The organism is Flavobacterium sp., from assembly GCF_044339515.1.
Classification (GTDB): domain Bacteria; phylum Bacteroidota; class Bacteroidia; order Flavobacteriales; family Flavobacteriaceae; genus Flavobacterium.
In genome coordinates, this window is the sequence record NZ_JBIIVK010000005.1 from 76,884 (window position 1) to 92,154 (window position 15,271).

The 15,271-nt window shown below is 31.6% G+C and carries 17 protein-coding genes and 1 pseudogene; 14 read left to right on the forward strand and 4 right to left on the reverse strand.

Annotated elements, in window-relative coordinates:
• The first annotated feature begins 130 nt into the window (after positions 1-130).
• The 4 genes from gcvT (at position 131) to ACIQ0M_RS02390 (ending at position 5,159) form a co-directional block, all read left to right on the forward strand.
• Entirely contained in the window at positions 131-1,213 is a 1,083-nt protein-coding gene (gcvT, locus tag ACIQ0M_RS02375) for a glycine cleavage system aminomethyltransferase GcvT (RefSeq protein WP_396149331.1), read from the forward strand.
• Between the two features lie 80 nt (positions 1,214-1,293).
• Positions 1,294-3,321 (forward strand): S41 family peptidase, encoded by a 2,028-nt coding sequence (locus tag ACIQ0M_RS02380; RefSeq protein WP_396149334.1) that lies wholly within the window; start codon positions 1,294-1,296, stop codon positions 3,319-3,321.
• A gap of 10 nt (positions 3,322-3,331) precedes the next feature.
• Positions 3,332-4,369 (forward strand): hypothetical protein, encoded by a 1,038-nt coding sequence (locus ACIQ0M_RS02385; protein ID WP_396149336.1) that lies wholly within the window; start codon positions 3,332-3,334, stop codon positions 4,367-4,369.
• Between the two features lie 79 nt (positions 4,370-4,448).
• Positions 4,449-5,159 carry a YebC/PmpR family DNA-binding transcriptional regulator gene (locus tag ACIQ0M_RS02390; RefSeq protein WP_396149338.1) on the forward strand — a complete coding sequence of 237 codons (711 nt, stop codon included), beginning with the start codon at positions 4,449-4,451 and terminating at the stop codon, positions 5,157-5,159.
• Positions 5,160-5,462: 303 nt separating this feature from the next.
• On the opposite strand, the gene ACIQ0M_RS02395 is transcribed toward ACIQ0M_RS02390, so the two are convergent.
• From ACIQ0M_RS02395 to ACIQ0M_RS02405, 3 genes are all read right to left on the reverse strand, one after another.
• Positions 5,463-7,133: a T9SS type A sorting domain-containing protein gene (locus tag ACIQ0M_RS02395; RefSeq protein WP_396149340.1), complete on the reverse strand. Its 1,671-nt coding sequence runs from the start codon at positions 7,131-7,133 to the stop codon at positions 5,463-5,465.
• Between the two features lie 148 nt (positions 7,134-7,281).
• On the reverse strand, positions 7,282-7,455 hold the full coding sequence (locus ACIQ0M_RS02400) for a hypothetical protein (protein ID WP_396149342.1): 174 nt from the start codon (positions 7,453-7,455) through the stop codon (positions 7,282-7,284).
• 3 nt (positions 7,456-7,458) lie between these two features.
• Positions 7,459-8,628 (reverse strand): class I SAM-dependent RNA methyltransferase, encoded by a 1,170-nt coding sequence (locus tag ACIQ0M_RS02405; RefSeq protein ID WP_396149343.1) that lies wholly within the window; start codon positions 8,626-8,628, stop codon positions 7,459-7,461.
• Positions 8,629-8,699: 71 nt separating this feature from the next.
• Here ACIQ0M_RS02405 and ACIQ0M_RS02410 point away from each other — a divergent pair, with 71 nt between their 5' ends.
• The 10 genes from ACIQ0M_RS02410 to ACIQ0M_RS02455 all read left to right on the forward strand — a co-directional run bounded on the left by ACIQ0M_RS02410 (position 8,700) and on the right by ACIQ0M_RS02455 (position 15,145).
• Entirely contained in the window at positions 8,700-9,464 is a 765-nt protein-coding gene (locus tag ACIQ0M_RS02410) for a class I SAM-dependent methyltransferase (RefSeq protein WP_396149345.1), read from the forward strand.
• Complete coding sequence (locus tag ACIQ0M_RS02415) at positions 9,464-10,195, forward strand: ZIP family metal transporter (protein WP_396149347.1); 732 nt, start codon at positions 9,464-9,466, stop codon at positions 10,193-10,195. The genes ACIQ0M_RS02410 and ACIQ0M_RS02415 overlap by 1 nt, the downstream gene beginning before the upstream one ends.
• Before the next feature lie 155 nt (positions 10,196-10,350).
• On the forward strand, positions 10,351-11,166 hold the full coding sequence (gene murQ, locus ACIQ0M_RS02420; RefSeq protein WP_396149349.1) for an N-acetylmuramic acid 6-phosphate etherase: 816 nt from the start codon (positions 10,351-10,353) through the stop codon (positions 11,164-11,166).
• Positions 11,167-11,219: 53 nt separating this feature from the next.
• Positions 11,220-11,447, forward strand: coding sequence for a DUF6095 family protein (locus ACIQ0M_RS02425; protein ID WP_396149351.1), 228 nt, complete (start codon positions 11,220-11,222; stop codon positions 11,445-11,447).
• Positions 11,431-12,006: a DUF1572 domain-containing protein gene (locus tag ACIQ0M_RS02430; RefSeq protein ID WP_396149353.1), complete on the forward strand. Its 576-nt coding sequence runs from the start codon at positions 11,431-11,433 to the stop codon at positions 12,004-12,006. Before ACIQ0M_RS02425 ends, ACIQ0M_RS02430 begins: the two co-directional genes overlap by 17 nt.
• Positions 12,003-12,371 (forward strand): DNA topoisomerase IV, encoded by a 369-nt coding sequence (locus tag ACIQ0M_RS02435; protein ID WP_396149355.1) that lies wholly within the window; start codon positions 12,003-12,005, stop codon positions 12,369-12,371. The genes ACIQ0M_RS02430 and ACIQ0M_RS02435 overlap by 4 nt, the downstream gene beginning before the upstream one ends.
• 33 nt (positions 12,372-12,404) lie before the next feature.
• Positions 12,405-13,184: a TerC family protein gene (locus ACIQ0M_RS02440; protein WP_396149357.1), complete on the forward strand. Its 780-nt coding sequence runs from the start codon at positions 12,405-12,407 to the stop codon at positions 13,182-13,184.
• A 71-nt stretch (positions 13,185-13,255) separates the two neighbouring features.
• Complete coding sequence (locus ACIQ0M_RS02445) at positions 13,256-14,092, forward strand: alpha/beta fold hydrolase (RefSeq protein WP_396149359.1); 837 nt, start codon at positions 13,256-13,258, stop codon at positions 14,090-14,092.
• A gap of 1 nt (position 14,093) precedes the next feature.
• Positions 14,094-14,579: an RNA polymerase sigma factor gene (locus ACIQ0M_RS02450; protein ID WP_396149361.1), complete on the forward strand. Its 486-nt coding sequence runs from the start codon at positions 14,094-14,096 to the stop codon at positions 14,577-14,579.
• Positions 14,576-15,145: a hypothetical protein gene (locus ACIQ0M_RS02455; RefSeq protein ID WP_396149363.1), complete on the forward strand. Its 570-nt coding sequence runs from the start codon at positions 14,576-14,578 to the stop codon at positions 15,143-15,145. The genes ACIQ0M_RS02450 and ACIQ0M_RS02455 overlap by 4 nt, the downstream gene beginning before the upstream one ends.
• Positions 15,146-15,168: 23 nt before the next feature.
• Here the strand turns inward: ACIQ0M_RS02455 and ACIQ0M_RS02460 are convergent.
• A pseudogene (locus ACIQ0M_RS02460) lies at positions 15,169-15,271 on the reverse strand (IS1595 family transposase); the annotation flags it as partial.

A 15,271-nucleotide genomic window follows, 5' to 3' on the forward strand; every position in this document is an offset into this window, starting at 1 on the left:
TTCCATTTATATAAGAATTGTGAGTTATTGAATAAATTTTTAAAGAATAAATAATTTATGCATTCTTTTTGAATTAAAAATCGTATTATTTTTAATAAATTAGCCACTTCAAATTTTAGACAACATAGAAATGAAAAATACAGCGTTAACGCACATTCACGAAAGTTTAGGAGCTAAATTAGTGCCATTTGCCGGGTTTAACATGCCGGTTCAATATGAAGGAGTAACTGCGGAACATGAAACCGTGCGTAATGGCGTAGGTGTTTTTGATGTATCGCACATGGGTGAATTTTTATTGTCAGGTCCAAATGCGTTGGCTCTCATTCAAAAAGTAACTTCCAACGATGCTTCTACTTTAACTATTGGTAGAGCTCAATACTCGTGTTTGCCTAATAATCAAGGTGGTATAGTGGATGATTTAATTGTTTACAAAATTAAAGAAGAACAATATTTATTAGTAGTTAACGCATCTAATATTGAAAAAGATTGGGAGTGGATTTCGTCGCATAATGATTTAGGTGTGGAAATGAATAACATTTCAGAAGATTATTCTTTATTGGCAATTCAAGGTCCAAAAGCAGTTGAAGCAATGCAATCATTGACATCAATCAATTTATCCGAAATTAAATATTATCATTTTGAAATGGCTGATTTTGCCGGAATTGAAAATGTAATCATTTCTGCAACAGGTTATACAGGTTCAGGTGGATTTGAAATTTATTGTAAAAATTCAGAAGTTGAACAAATTTGGACGAAAGTATTTGAAGCCGGAGCAACCTTCGGAATCAAACCAATCGGTTTAGCGGCTAGAGATACATTACGTTTAGAAATGGGCTTTTGTTTGTATGGAAATGACATCAACGACACGACTTCGCCATTAGAAGCAGGTTTGGGATGGATTACCAAATTCACAAAAGAATTCACCAATTCTGAAAACTTGAAAAAGCAAAAAGAAGAAGGCGTAACCAAAAAATTAGTTGGTTTTGAACTGTTGGAAAGAGGAATTCCGCGTCACGACTACGAAATTGTGGATGCTGATGGTAATAACATTGGAATCGTAACTTCAGGAACTATGGCTCCAACGGTTGGAAAAGGAATCGGTATGGGTTATGTAAAAACAGAATTTTCAACAATTGATTCTGAAATTTACATTCAAATCAGAAATAACAAAGTAAAAGCGAAGGTTGTAAAAATGCCGTTTTACAAAAAGTAAAAGATTTTTTATAATTTCATTTTTTATTTCTAAATTGGTTGAGTCATTGATTATAAAATAATATCGATCTTTTATCCTTAATGAAAAAAATAGTATTTATTCTTTTTTGTCTTCCATTATTCGGTTATACGCAAGTAAATCCTGGATTTTGTGAGAAGGTAAACAGTACTTTATCCGCCATAAACAAGGAACATTTTAAGCCAAAACCTTTAAATGACAGCCTTTCTATTTATGTGTTTTCCACTTTCTTTGAGAAAGTAGATGAAGACAAATCGTTGTTTCTGAAAAGTGAAATCGAAAGTCTTTCAAAATACAGACTCACTTTAGACAATGCTATAGCTGACCAAAACTGTGCTTTTTTTAATGATTTTTTTCAACTTTATAAAAAAGGATTAGTTAGAAAAAGGAATTTTATTGACATCATCGAAAAAGAAAAAAATTCATTAAATTCTAAGGATACAATTTTTTTTACCAAAGCAAAACTTGAACCATTAAAAGATGAAGAAAAGTTAAAAAAGTTACTACGAAAGCGAATTACATTCGATATTTTAGAATCAATTTCAAGTAAAAGCAAGAATAAAGATTCCATTTTAACTCATTTCAGTTCACTTTCAAAAGAGACCGAAAAGTTGACTTTTGAACGATATAAATGTGAAATTAATCTGCTTTTAAGTGACGACAATTCAATAAGTAAATCACTAGAAAACAAATTTTTAAACATCATTTGTTCGTATTTTGATCCGCATACAGCTTACTTTTCTACGGAAAAAAAGGATGACTACATCACCAATTTACGAACCAGTAATGAAACATTCGGAATTGTTTTTAACAATGCTGATTCTGATAATTTATTTGTAGCAGAACTCATCCCCGGTAGTGTAGCTTTTCTATCTGATAAAGTGGAAAACGGAGATCAATTGATTAAGATTAAAACTTCGCACGAGGAATTTCCTGTGCAATGCAATTATTTTTCTAAAATTGAAGAATTGTTCAGTGATTCATCAAAAAAAATGGCAGATTTTACTTTTCGTAAAAAAAGCGGTGAAATCTACACCATCAAATTAGAAAAAAAAATACTCAAAAATATTGAAAATGAAGTATTTAGTAGTGTAGTAACCAAAAATAAAAAATCGTTTGGTTACATTAGTCTTCCTTCCTTTTATACGGATGAATTAAACGAAAATACTCTTTCTAAAGATGTTGCGAAAGCTATCATCAATTTAAAAAATGAAAATGTGGAAGGCTTAATCATCGATTTGCAATATAATGGCGGTGGCAGTATTGGTGAAGCAATCAATTTGGTTGGGATGTTTATTGACATCGGTCCCGTTTCTGTATTAGTAAATAATGAAGGTAAGAAAACAATACTCAAAGACGTCAATCGTGGAATGGTTTTCAATAAACCCATCATTGTCATTGTTAATGGTTTTTCAGCCTCTGCCAGCGAATTCTTTGCCAATGCTATTCAAGATTATAAACGAGGTATTGTAATTGGAAGTAAATCGTACGGTAAAGGAACTGCTCAGCAATTAATTCCACTTGAATTTACAGATAAATCAACCGGATTTGTAAAAATAACTAAAGATAAGTTTTATAGAATCAACGGAAAAAGTCATCAAAAAACCGGCGTTGAACCCGATGTATATTTGCCAAGTTTGATGGAAAATGTAATTCCAAAAGAATCTAAAGCGAAAAATGCTCTTGATGCTGACATTTTGGATTATCCTATTCGATACGAAATAATGAAGAATGATTTTTCGACTGCAATTCAAAATAGTGTGAATCGAGTAAATAATTTGGATTATTTTCAAAAGGTAAAATCAATTAATAAACAATTGGATCAATATGTTAATGGAGATAAAAAACCGGTAAAACTCACATTTGATGAAGTTTATAAAAATTCTCATTTAACAGATACTATTTACAAAGAAATCAAACAACTCACTCAAACCAATTTTGATTTTGAGATTAAAAATTCTGTTGCTTTAGAAGAGAAAATTAAACACGATGAGTATCTTCAAAAATTTAATGAACTAAATAAAAAACAATTACAAAGTAATGCATTCGCTTTTGAGGCCATTCAATTACTATTAGAACTTTCTAACTAATTTATATTTTATGAAAAACACTACATTATTTCTAATCTTAGCTTTTTTTACAGTTACAATTGGTAATTGCCAAGAATTTAAAACTCCAGTTGATTATTTAAATTTCATAGGCAAAGAACAAAGTATGATTTCCAAAAATATGTGGAAATATACTAGAACCGTTGCACATTCTAAAAGTGCACGAAAAATTGATGCAACCAGAACCAATTTAATTAAAAGTATTCAAACGGCTAAAAAAAATATTGCGGCTTTAAAAGATGGTTATAATGGCGATACAGAATATCGCGATATTGTAGTAAATTATCTGACTAACTCAGAATTAATTTTAAAAGAAGATTATGGCAAATTAATCGATCTTCAAGAAGTTTCTGAACAATCCTATGATTTTATGGAAGCTTATTTGATGACCAAAGATTTAATTGATAAAAAAATAGAAAGCGAGCAAGATCTTGTGCAGTTAGGTCAAAATCAATTTGCTTTAAAATACAAAATTACAATCAATGATAGTGATGATGAATTAGGCAAAAAAATGAAAATATCCAATGAAGTTTTTAAAAACAGAGAAGAATTGTATTTGATTTTTTTTAAATGTAATGTAACAGATATAATGTTGTTAAATGCAATTGAAAATAAGGATTATGCCGCTATTCAACAAAATGCTAGTTCGTTAGAAAATTATGCCAATGAAGGATTAGAAAAATTAAAAACGTTTAAAGGTTACAATGGCGATACTTCTTTAAGTTCAATAACCAAAAAAACAATGGAGTTTTATCAAAAATACAGCACGGATTATTCAGCCAAAACAATTGATTTTTTAATGTATTCAACAAAATTTGACGATGCAAAAACAAGTTTAGAAAGAAAAAACCAAAAAGACAGAACGAAAGAAGAAATTGATAATTACAATGCAATGGTAAAAGAAATTAATTCTAGAATCAATAACTACAATGCATTGTCAAAAAAATACAATCAAGATAGAGAGAACATTGTAAATAGTTGGAATAATTCTAGTGAAAATTTCTTGGCTAAGAATGTTCCGAATGATTAGTTTTTGAAGGAATGATTTAAAATTATACTTTTGCATCACAATTTTGAACAACAAAAACAGAATATTGAAATAAATAGAAATGGGAAGAGCATTTGAATTTAGAAAAGCACGAAAAATGAAACGTTGGTCAGCAATGGCAAAAACGTTTACCAGAATAGGAAAAGATATTGTAATGGCTGTAAAAGAAGGTGGTCCGAATGCGGAAACCAACTCACGTTTGCGTGCGGTTATTCAGAATGCCAAAGCGGCAAACATGCCGAAAGACAATGTTGAAAGAGCAATTAAAAAAGCTTCAGACAAAGACACCGCTAATTTTAAAGAAGTTTTGTTTGAAGGATATGCTCCGCACGGAATCGCAATTTTAATTGAAACAGCTACAGACAACAATAATAGAACAGTGGCCAACATCCGAAGTTATTTTAACAAATGCAACGGAACAATGGGAACACAAGGTTCTGTTGAATTTATGTTTGATCATACGTGTAACTTCAGAATTCCTGCCGAAGGTCAAAATGTAGATGATTTAGAATTAGAAATGATTGATTTTGGTGTAGAAGAAATTTTTGCCGATGAAGATGGCATTTTAATGTATGCTCCATTTGAAAGCTTCGGAGCCATTCAAAAAGAATTGGAAAACAGACACATCGAGATTTTATCATCCGGATTTGAAAGAATTCCGCAAATTACTAAAGAAGTAACTGCAGAACAAATGGCAGATGTTGAAAAACTATTAGAAAAAATTGAGGAAGATGATGATGTGATGAATGTGTATCACACGATGCAAGAATAAAAAAAAACTCTCTTGAAAAAGGGAGTTTTTTTATGCTGATTTATTTTTTAAACTTTCTACTAAAGATTCAATTTCTTTTTTATTTACTTTAAAAAGCAAAATTTCAATCTTTGAACTTGTCAATTGAATAATCAATTTATCTTTCTCTTTATAATTATTAAAACTAGTTGAATCGAAAATAAAATCAATTACTAAACTAAATGTAGATAAAATCGATTTTGTTTTACTTCTTAACGTATGGCTTTTACTAAGAAGATCTCACTAATACTATGGAAACTTACGTAGTATTGTAAAAATATTTTTTTATAATTTAATTATCTTTAAAACTTTAATGCCGCTTTCAGCATCTATTTTAACAATATAATTACCCGATGTCAGTTTTGACAAATCTATTTTTTCCTCATTAGTATTTACTTTCTTTTCATAAACCAATTGACCTAAAGTATTGAAAATAAAAATAGAATTAAAATTTTCTTTGGCAAAAATAGTCGTATTATCGATTACAGGATTCGGAGTAATATTTATTTTATCCAAGTCAAAATTCAAAACTGAAAGTGAATCTTGGACAGATAAAATAATAGAGCCATATATTGAAGATGAAGTAGATCGTCCGCCAAGATAAGTAATACTTACATATATTGTTTGAGGATTAGAAGTATTCAAGAAAATAGTTGGATTTGTAATTTGATTTAAATTTATAATGGCATCTTCATAGCTCGTAAAAAATGTAACGATATAGTCATCTAGATTTGAATCATCATTGATTATAAATGGTATTTGGGTTGTCAAATCAAAAATTGCTATACCATCACTATCATTTTCATAAATGATAAAATCTTGAAAGTTTAAGATTACTGGAACATTGACTACTTCTAATACAAAATTCGATAGCACGAAACAATCTGAATTCATATTAGTTACTCTAAAATATATAACCTGAAAATTAGAAGAATTTGTGTATTCAGTTGTATTAATAATTTCATTTACATTATTATTTGCATCGCTTTGATTTTCGAAAAAACTAACTTGAAAATCATCAAGAGGTAGACCATTCAAAATGGCTGGTATTTGACTTGTTAAGTCGAAAGTTACAATACCGTCTGAGTTTTCCTCACTTACTATCAAATTTTGTGGCTCAACAACTATAGGTGTTACATCTATCGTTACCATAAATGAAGATTCGTTGCTGCAATTTCCATTGCTTGCAAAAATATAAATGAGTTGACTACTAGTAATTAGTGTACCTTCAGGGATTTGAAAACCTGATCCATTACTACCTGAATAATAACTACCAACCGTTAATGGAGTTAAAAAATATGATTCGCAAGCGTTTATATTGTCAAATGTTTCTACTAGTGGTGGAGTATTATATTCTATAATTATAGAATCTGCACCTACAATATTTGTTGAGATATCGGTATATACTACTTCATAAATTCCGGGTTGTGTTACAAGCAAGGAAGAAGTTGTTTCGTTTGGAATTACAACACCATTTTTTTTCCATAAGAAAATATAATTTGTAGAGGTAAATCCTGTTGAAATAGTCGTAGAATTACCTTCACAGACGGCAGTGTTATTTGCAATTGTTAAATCTGGACCTAAAACATCTTGATCGATACTCAAATTATTTGACTTCAAAAAAAAAGAATAATCATATTGAGAATTTGCACAATTTGCTTCGATAATCTTAGAACGTGAAAAAAACTTTTGATTAAGATAATCTGGAAATTTCATTTTAATGGTTTGACCGATGAAGTTTATTACCGAAGATGATTCGATTGTAAATCCATTTAAAACTCGGAAATACTTTGGGTTTGAAGAATGACAAAGAGTATTGAGAGTATTATTTCTAATGGAAGTAGCAGAAATTGGGATATTTATTTTTGTTACTTTTGCTAGGTTATTCGTTGTTATTGCTTTTGAATACCCGGCAAAAACAATTAATAATACTACTCCTAAAATAGCTTTTTTCATAACAAATTTATTTTGATGTTTGTTACAAACTTAAATAAAAAAATCATATACAGCAATACTTAAATTCAGACTTATAAATTTTCTATTTAATTGCAAAATAATTATTTAACCTTAAAACATTCTTGATTTTATATTCTTATGGATTTGTTTATGATACAATCCAATTGGTTTTACCTTTAACTAAATCAACCGAAATAATTGAATTAAATTTGAATTCACTATTATTTGAAGGATTATCTTCATCAATCAAATGAAAATCACTATCATTAAAAGTAAATAATAAATGTGGTTTGCTTCTTAATTTATAAATTGTCTTCGCCATCAATTACTCTTCTTCCCTATTCTGAAACTTCGCTCGTTTACTTCCTTCGTAAATATCATATTTCAACAATTTTGCTTCTAATTTTCCGTTGAATAATTTGATTTTTCGGGAAGGTTTTAATCCCACAAATTTCAACGCTTCCAAATTGGCCGTGATAAACCAAGCTTGTGTGTTGGGATAACTTTGTTTGAAAGTATCACCGATTTCTCTATAAAAACGTTCCATATCAATATCCAAGCGTTCACCATACGGCGGATTGAAAACCATATGAAGCGGACCTTCGGTTTGTTTTTCTGTTTCAAAAAAGTCTTTCTGTTCAATCGTAACATAATCATCCAAATTAGCATTTTGAATGTTGTCTTGGGCTTTTCGAACGGCACTTGGAGCCTTATCAAATCCTTTTATTGTATAATGAAATTCACGTGTTTTCTTCATCAAACTATCAATAATTTGGTCGAATAAATCATTGTCCCAATCATTCCATTTTTCAAAAGCAAATTCTTTTCGGTTGATATTCGCGGGAATATTACATGCAATCATAGCGGCTTCTGCTAAAATGGTTCCGCTTCCACACATGGGATCGAGAAAATGAGAAGTGCCATCCCAACCGGAAAGAATCAACATTCCGGCTGCTAAAACTTCGTTGATTGGAGCAATATTGGTAGCCGAACGATAACCACGTTGATGCAAAGATTCGCCGGAAGTATCCAATGAAACCGTACATTGCTCACGATCTAAGTGAATGTGAATTCGCAAATCCGGAAAATCTTTATCAATACTCGGACGAACACCGGTTTTTTCACGAAATTGATCCACAATCGCATCTTTAGTTTTTAAAGCTACAAATTGAGAGTTGTTGAAAGCTTCGGAATACAACGTTACATCCACCACAAAAGTCTGCTTTTCGTTCATGAATTGACTCCAGTCAATACTTGAAATACTGTCATATAAACTCTTGTCATTAAACACTTTAAACCATTTAATTGGTTTTAAAATTTTAAGAGCCGTTCGCAATGATAAATTCGCTTTATACATAAAACCTTTGTCGCCGGAAAAAGTGACAACTCGTGTCCCGGATTGCACATCTTGTCCGCCTAATTGCTGCACTTCTTTGGCTAAAATCTCTTCAAAACCAAAAAAGGTTTTGGCTACCATCTTAAAATTCTTCTCCATGTCTGTTTAAATCTGTAAAACTTGGCAAAAATACACTAAATTTGCACGTTCTTAAAGCATCTATCCAATTAATGTCAGAATCTAAAATTCCTTCAACCCGCATCTCGCAACTCGTCACCGAAAACTGGTACGCCTCTTGGTTTGACACTCCGTATTATCATATTCTTTACAAAGACAGAGATTATGAAGAAGCTCAGGTATTTATGGATAATTTAACCCATTATTTGAATTTACCGGAAGAAGCCAAAATATTGGATTTAGCCTGTGGAAAAGGACGTCATTCGATTTATTTAAATCAATTGGGTTATGATGTAACCGGAGCCGATTTATCAGAGAATAGTATTAAAGAAGCTTCTAAATCTGCTAATGAAAAACTGCATTTTGTGGTTCACGATATGCGAATTTCGTTTGAAGAAAAGTTTGATGCCGTTTTCAATTTATTTACTAGTTTTGGCTATTTTGAGGATGATGCAGATAATTTAATCACGTTAAAAGCTATTCGCGACAGCTTAACAGAATACGGATTTGCCGTGATTGATTTTATGAATGTGGACTTTGTTTTAGAAAATTTAATTCCGGAAGAGACAAAAACGGTTGATGGAATTGATTTTCACATCAAACGTTATGAAAAAGACAATCATATTTATAAAGAAATTTCGTTTTCGGATAAAGGACAAGCATTTCATTTTACTGAAAAGGTGCAAGCTCTGCGATTATCGGATTTTGAAAAAATGATGGAAGAAGCCGGAATTTATTTATTGGATGTTTTTGGGGATTATAAACTCCGAAAATTTTATAAAACACAATCTGAACGTTTAATTTTGATCTTTAAATAATGCAGTATATCATCACTTTTTCGGCTGTTGTTTTGGGGTTTTTAATCGCCTTATTTTTAAAACCACAGAAGAAAAAAAATATCAAATTATTACTTGCTTTTAGTGGAGCTTTTTTGCTTTCTCTAACAGTTTTGCATTTGTTACCTGAGTTATTTGAAGATTCCCATCATGTGCATGAAGGCGAACATGTGCATTCGAGCATTCCGGTTGGCGTTTTTATTATGATTGGAATTTTGTTCCAAATTATTTTAGAATTTTTCTCAAAAGGAGCCGAACACGGTCACGTTCATGTTCATACCGACGAAAACAATGAAGTGCATCAAATTCCATGGCTTTTATTCATTAGTTTATGTATTCATGCTTTATTGGAAGGATTTCCGATTCATGAAAATACCAATTTAGCTTATGGAATTGCGGTGCATCACTTCCCTATTGCGATTATTTTAACGCTGTTTTTTGTGAATGCAAAGATGAATAAATGGATGGTTTTTGCCTTTATGTTTTCGTTTGCATTGATGACACCAATCGGAACTTTATTGGCGGAACAATTGCATTTTGCTCAACATTATTCCAAAGAAATTTCAGCCATTGTAGTTGGAATTTTATTCCATATTTCGTCTACTATTATTTTTGAAAGTAATGAAGGGCATAAATTCAATCTAGCGAAAATCACGATGATTGTTTTGGGATTTTTATTGGCGTATGTATTGGAAATGGGGCATTCGCATTAAGGTTTTGTGTTGTCGGTTGTCAGTTTTCTGATTTGGGATGACGTTATATTTTATCATTATCATCAAAAAAACTCAGATTCTCAGCAACTTTTTTTGCGTCTTTGCGACTTTGCGAGAAACTATATTTACTTTATCTTTGATTGAAAATTAAAAGTATGTCTTTTACTAAAATAACCGAGCAAACCTCTCACTACGAACATCTGGAAAAGATGTCGGTTTCAGAATTACTACAAAACATCAATAATGAAGACAAAACGGTTCCTTTAGCAGTTGAAAAAGCATTGCCAAAAATTGAAAAAACAATTGAAAAAGTAGTTAGTCAATTAAAAAATGGCGGAAGACTTTTTTACATTGGAGCCGGAACTTCCGGTAGATTAGGTGTTGTAGATGCTTCGGAATGTCCACCAACGTTTGGAGTTTCTTTTAATTTGGTCGTGGGAATTATTGCCGGGGGCGACAAAGCCATCCGAAAAGCGGTAGAATTTGCCGAAGATGATACGGAACAAGCTTGGAAAGATTTAACGGAATTCAACATCAATCAAAATGATTTTGTGATTGGCATTGCGGCTTCCGGAACCACGCCTTATGTAATTGGTGGTTTGGAAAAATGCAATCAAAATAACATTCCAACGGGTTGCATTACTTGCAACGAAGGGAGTCCTCTTTCACAAGTATCGCAATATCCTATTGAAGTTGTGGTTGGACCGGAATTTGTCACCGGAAGTTCACGAATGAAAGCGGGAACGGCTCAAAAATTGGTTTTAAACATGATTTCAACCGCTACGATGATTCAATTGGGAAAAGTGAAAGGCAACAAAATGGTGGATATGCAATTGAGTAACAATAAATTAGTTGATCGTGGCATTCGAATGATTATGAGCGAAATCCCTGTGAGTTATGAAGAAGCAGGAGTTTTGTTGAACAAATTTGGTAGTGTGCGGAAAGCAGTGGAGGGTTTTCTCTCGCTGTAAACAATTATCAACCATAGAAACTCAGTCACTCAAAACCTTAGCAACTTAAAAAAATGGACAACAAAGAACTCCTTTTCAAAGGATTAAAATATAGCATTGGAGCAATTCCGTTAATGTTTCTAGGACCAATTCTCATTCATAATGCCTTTATGAATAAGCATACGAATTGGCATTATTTGGTTTTAGGAATTGGGATTTTTATTTGTATCACTTCTGTTTCGCTTATGTTCAAAGGCATTAAAATTATCATGAAAAGTTTATTTGATGGAAACGATAACTAACTACCTTGAAAGTGTCAAAAAACAATTTCTCTACTATAAAACGTTGGGAGAAAAGGCGATTGATCAATTGGAATCTGAACAGCTCTTCATTTCACTGAATGACGATACAAACTCCATTGCGATAATTGTAAACCATTTAGTGGGAAATATGCTTTCTCGATGGACGGACTTTCTAACCACCGACGGCGAAAAAGAATGGCGAAATCGGGATGCAGAATTTGAAGAAATTCTCAAAACAAAAACTGAATTATTAGCACATTGGGAAAAAGGTTGGCAATGTTTATTTGATGCGTTAAATAGTTTACAACCAAAACAACTAAACGAAATCATCTATATTCGAAACGAAGGTCATACCATTTTAGAAGCCATCAACCGTCAATTGGCTCATTATCCCTACCACATTGGTCAAATTGTTTTTTATGCCAAAATGATAAAGAAGTCTGAATGGCAAAGTTTATCCATTCCAAAAAACAAATCAATTAGCTATAATTCAGATAAATTTTCTCAAGAAAAAAGCATAAAGAATTTTACTGATGATGAATTAAAAAAATTACAATGAAAAAGTTTCTCCCTCTTCTGAGTTTATTATTCATTTCCTGTTACCAACAAGAACGCAATTGCACAATTTTCAAAACCGGAAAATTTCAATTTGAACAGGAAATTAAAGGCAAAAAAGAAATATCCGTTTTTGAACGAAATGATACGTTACAAATAGAAACTTTCCGCGGAAAAAGAGATTCTTCCTCTGTTCGATGGATTAATGATTGCGAATTTGTACTTGAAAAGCTTCATCCGAAAGGCATGAAAGAAAAAAAAGCCATACACATGAAAATATTAACAACAGACGAAAAAAGTTATACATTTGAATATTCTTTTGTGGGCGATTCCAACAAACAAAAAGGAATTGTAACAAAAGTGAATTGATTACGTATAAAATTCATCTAACAAATTATTTTTATGGAAGTATTTGCAAATCCCGATGCCTGGGTTGCCCTTTTAACCTTAACATTTCTTGAAATTATTCTTGGAATTGATAATATTATTTTCATTTCCATTGTAACCGGAAAATTACCCGAAGAAAAACGGAAAAAAGCTACTCGCGTTGGACTATTTTTAGCAATGTTTATGCGTATTGCTTTGCTTTTTGGTATTACTATATTGATAGCTATGAAAGCTCCTTGGTTCACCATTGATTGGGGTTGGTTTAGCGGAAGTTTCACCGGTCAAGCAATGGTTCTCTTTTTTGGTGGTTTATTTCTAATTTATAAAAGTACCAAGGAAATTCATGAAAAAGTAGACCACAAAGGCGATGAAGAAAAAGACTTAAAAAAATCTGCTGCCAAATCGTTTGGAAATGTGATTTTCCAAATTCTTCTTATTGACTTAATTTTCTCTGTAGATAGTATTTTAACTGCTGTTGGTATGACTAATGGAATTGAAGGAGCTTTATTTATCATGGTTACTGCTGTGGTTATTTCTGTTGGTGTAATGATGCTTTTTGCTGTTCCGGTTGGAAATTTTGTAAATGCAAATCCATCTATTCAAATACTTGGTTTGGCTTTCTTAATCTTAATCGGATTTATGTTGATTACCGAAAGTATGCACTTATCTAATGCTGAATTAGTCGGACAACACGTAGGAGCAGTTCCTAAAGGTTACCTTTATTTTGCTATTGCTTTTTCATTAGCGGTAGAGTTTATTAATATGAAAATGCGTAAGAAAAACGGACATTCATAAAAAAAATTAAAAAAAGATGTAACAATTTTCATCGTGATGAATCAAAAGGAAAATTTTAAAAATCACGAACCATGAAAACTGTTACATTTTTTATTTTATCACTTATAAGTTCATTCGTAACTTCAATTTATGCTCAAAAATCATTTGACGTACTTATTAAAGGAAAAGGAGAGCCTGTTTACTTTTTCCCGGGATTTGGTTGCACCGGCGAATTATGGAATGAAACTGTTGAAGAACTTTCTAAAACCCACGAATGCCACATTTTTACTTTTGCCGGTTTTGGCGATGTGGCACCAATTGAAACAGCTTGGTTTTCTACAATCAAAGAAGAAATTATTGCTTACACTAAGTCAAACAAAATCAATAAACCTACTTTAATTGGACATAGTTTGGGTGGAACATTGAGTTATTGGTTGGCATCTTCGGAACCCAATTTATTTAAAAAAGTAATTGCCGTTGATGCTCTTCCCTGCTCTGCCGCTTTGATGATTCCGAATTATAATGGCGAGAAAATTCCTTATGAAAATCCGCAAAGTATAATGATGTTGCAAATGGATGATGCTGCTTTTAAAGGAATGAATGCACAACAAGTTCAGTTTATGTGTAAAAATCAAGAAAAGCAAAAAGTAATTCTTGAAATGATGAACAAAGCTGATCGAAAAACGTATGTGAATGGTTATATTGATATGTTGAATTTAGATTTAAGAGAAGAAATAGCTAAAATAAAAGTTCCGGTAGTCATTTTAGCTGCCACTTTTCCGGATAAAGCAACGGTTGAAAAAACGTACCAAACACAATTTGAAAAATTACCCTCAGTAAAGATTTTTTATGCCGAAAACGCCGCTCATTTTGTGATGTATGACCAACCGGAATGGTTTCGTAATAACTTAATAGTTAATTTGAATTAATTTGGAAAAGCAAGCCCAATTTAACGAATTATTCAACACACATTATCCCAAGGTTTTGCGATTGTGCAAAGGCTATTTCAACGGCGATTCTGATTTGGCTGCCGATGCATCCCAAGAAGTTTTCATTAAAGTTTGGGAGAATTTAGATACGTTTAGAAATGAATCCAGTATTAGTACATGGATTTTCAGAATTACCGTAAATACTTGTTTGATTTATTTACGAAAGAAATCAACTAAAAAAGAAATTCGTTCTGAACAATTTCCAAATCTTGCAACCGAAAATTATTCTCCTGAAATGGAAGAAAAATTAAGCAAAATGTATGCTTGTATTCAAAAATTGGATGAAATGGGAAAAATGATTATCCTTATGGTTTTAGAAGGAATGGAATACAACGAAATTGCTCAGGTGGTTGGTCTGACCGAAGAAACGCTTCGAGTACGAATTCATCGCATTAAAAAAAGTTTAACCCAATGTGTACAAAAATGACAGAATTTAATAGCATACAAGAAATTTGGAATTCACAATCGGATTCCAAACTCAACACAACTGCTTCCGCATTAATTGCTAAAGCAAACGAACATACCAAAACCTTAAAACGCAATCATCATTGGACCATTGGAATTATTTCTGTGACCGTTATGATTTTATTGTTTTACTTTTTTTGGACGAATTCACATCAATTTAATTCACTCACCATTGGTTTGAGTATAATGATTGTCATGTTGATTGTTAGAATTATTTTGGAAATCAATAGTGCTGCAAAATTAAAAAGCATAAAACCGGATTTATCATTGATAGACTATACTCAAAAAGTAAAAACATTTTATGAAAGCCGAAAAAAGATTCATCTGATTCTAACACCAATTATTTACATCAGCTATTTTATTGGTTTTACAATGCTTTTGCCGACTTTTAAAGCTAATTTCAGTTACGGATTTTATATCTATTGTTTGGTAAGTGGTTATGGATTTTTCTTTGTTTTTGGCTATTTTTTAATCAAACAAATTAAGAAAGAATTAAAATTGATTGAATTTCTTAATCAAGTGAAATAATTTTATTGATTGTCCGTTATTAGTCATAACCCTGTAATGCTTGCTATCACTAGCCTGTCGAATAATTTTTCTTCAAAATACCGTCTATTAAGCTTGTAAACGAACTCATTTAGGTATAATTGTAAA

Excerpts from the sequence above, each read along its gene's own strand:
- gcvT (WP_396149331.1), top strand. The coding sequence starts at position 131 with ATGAAAAATACAGCGTTAACGCACATTCACGAAAGTTTAGGAGCTAAA.
- ACIQ0M_RS02380 (WP_396149334.1), top strand. The coding sequence starts at position 1,294 with ATGAAAAAAATAGTATTTATTCTTTTTTGTCTTCCATTATTCGGTTAT.
- ACIQ0M_RS02385 (WP_396149336.1), top strand. The coding sequence starts at position 3,332 with ATGAAAAACACTACATTATTTCTAATCTTAGCTTTTTTTACAGTTACA.
- ACIQ0M_RS02390 (WP_396149338.1), top strand. The coding sequence starts at position 4,449 with ATGGGAAGAGCATTTGAATTTAGAAAAGCACGAAAAATGAAACGTTGG.
- ACIQ0M_RS02395 (WP_396149340.1), bottom strand. The coding sequence starts at position 7,133 with ATGAAAAAAGCTATTTTAGGAGTAGTATTATTAATTGTTTTTGCCGGG.
- ACIQ0M_RS02400 (WP_396149342.1), bottom strand. The coding sequence starts at position 7,455 with ATGGCGAAGACAATTTATAAATTAAGAAGCAAACCACATTTATTATTT.
- ACIQ0M_RS02405 (WP_396149343.1), bottom strand. The coding sequence starts at position 8,628 with ATGGAGAAGAATTTTAAGATGGTAGCCAAAACCTTTTTTGGTTTTGAA.
- ACIQ0M_RS02410 (WP_396149345.1), top strand. The coding sequence starts at position 8,700 with ATGTCAGAATCTAAAATTCCTTCAACCCGCATCTCGCAACTCGTCACC.
- ACIQ0M_RS02415 (WP_396149347.1), top strand. The coding sequence starts at position 9,464 with ATGCAGTATATCATCACTTTTTCGGCTGTTGTTTTGGGGTTTTTAATC.
- murQ (WP_396149349.1), top strand. The coding sequence starts at position 10,351 with ATGTCTTTTACTAAAATAACCGAGCAAACCTCTCACTACGAACATCTG.
- ACIQ0M_RS02425 (WP_396149351.1), top strand. The coding sequence starts at position 11,220 with ATGGACAACAAAGAACTCCTTTTCAAAGGATTAAAATATAGCATTGGA.
- ACIQ0M_RS02430 (WP_396149353.1), top strand. The coding sequence starts at position 11,431 with ATGGAAACGATAACTAACTACCTTGAAAGTGTCAAAAAACAATTTCTC.
- ACIQ0M_RS02435 (WP_396149355.1), top strand. The coding sequence starts at position 12,003 with ATGAAAAAGTTTCTCCCTCTTCTGAGTTTATTATTCATTTCCTGTTAC.
- ACIQ0M_RS02440 (WP_396149357.1), top strand. The coding sequence starts at position 12,405 with ATGGAAGTATTTGCAAATCCCGATGCCTGGGTTGCCCTTTTAACCTTA.
- ACIQ0M_RS02445 (WP_396149359.1), top strand. The coding sequence starts at position 13,256 with ATGAAAACTGTTACATTTTTTATTTTATCACTTATAAGTTCATTCGTA.
- ACIQ0M_RS02455 (WP_396149363.1), top strand. The coding sequence starts at position 14,576 with ATGACAGAATTTAATAGCATACAAGAAATTTGGAATTCACAATCGGAT.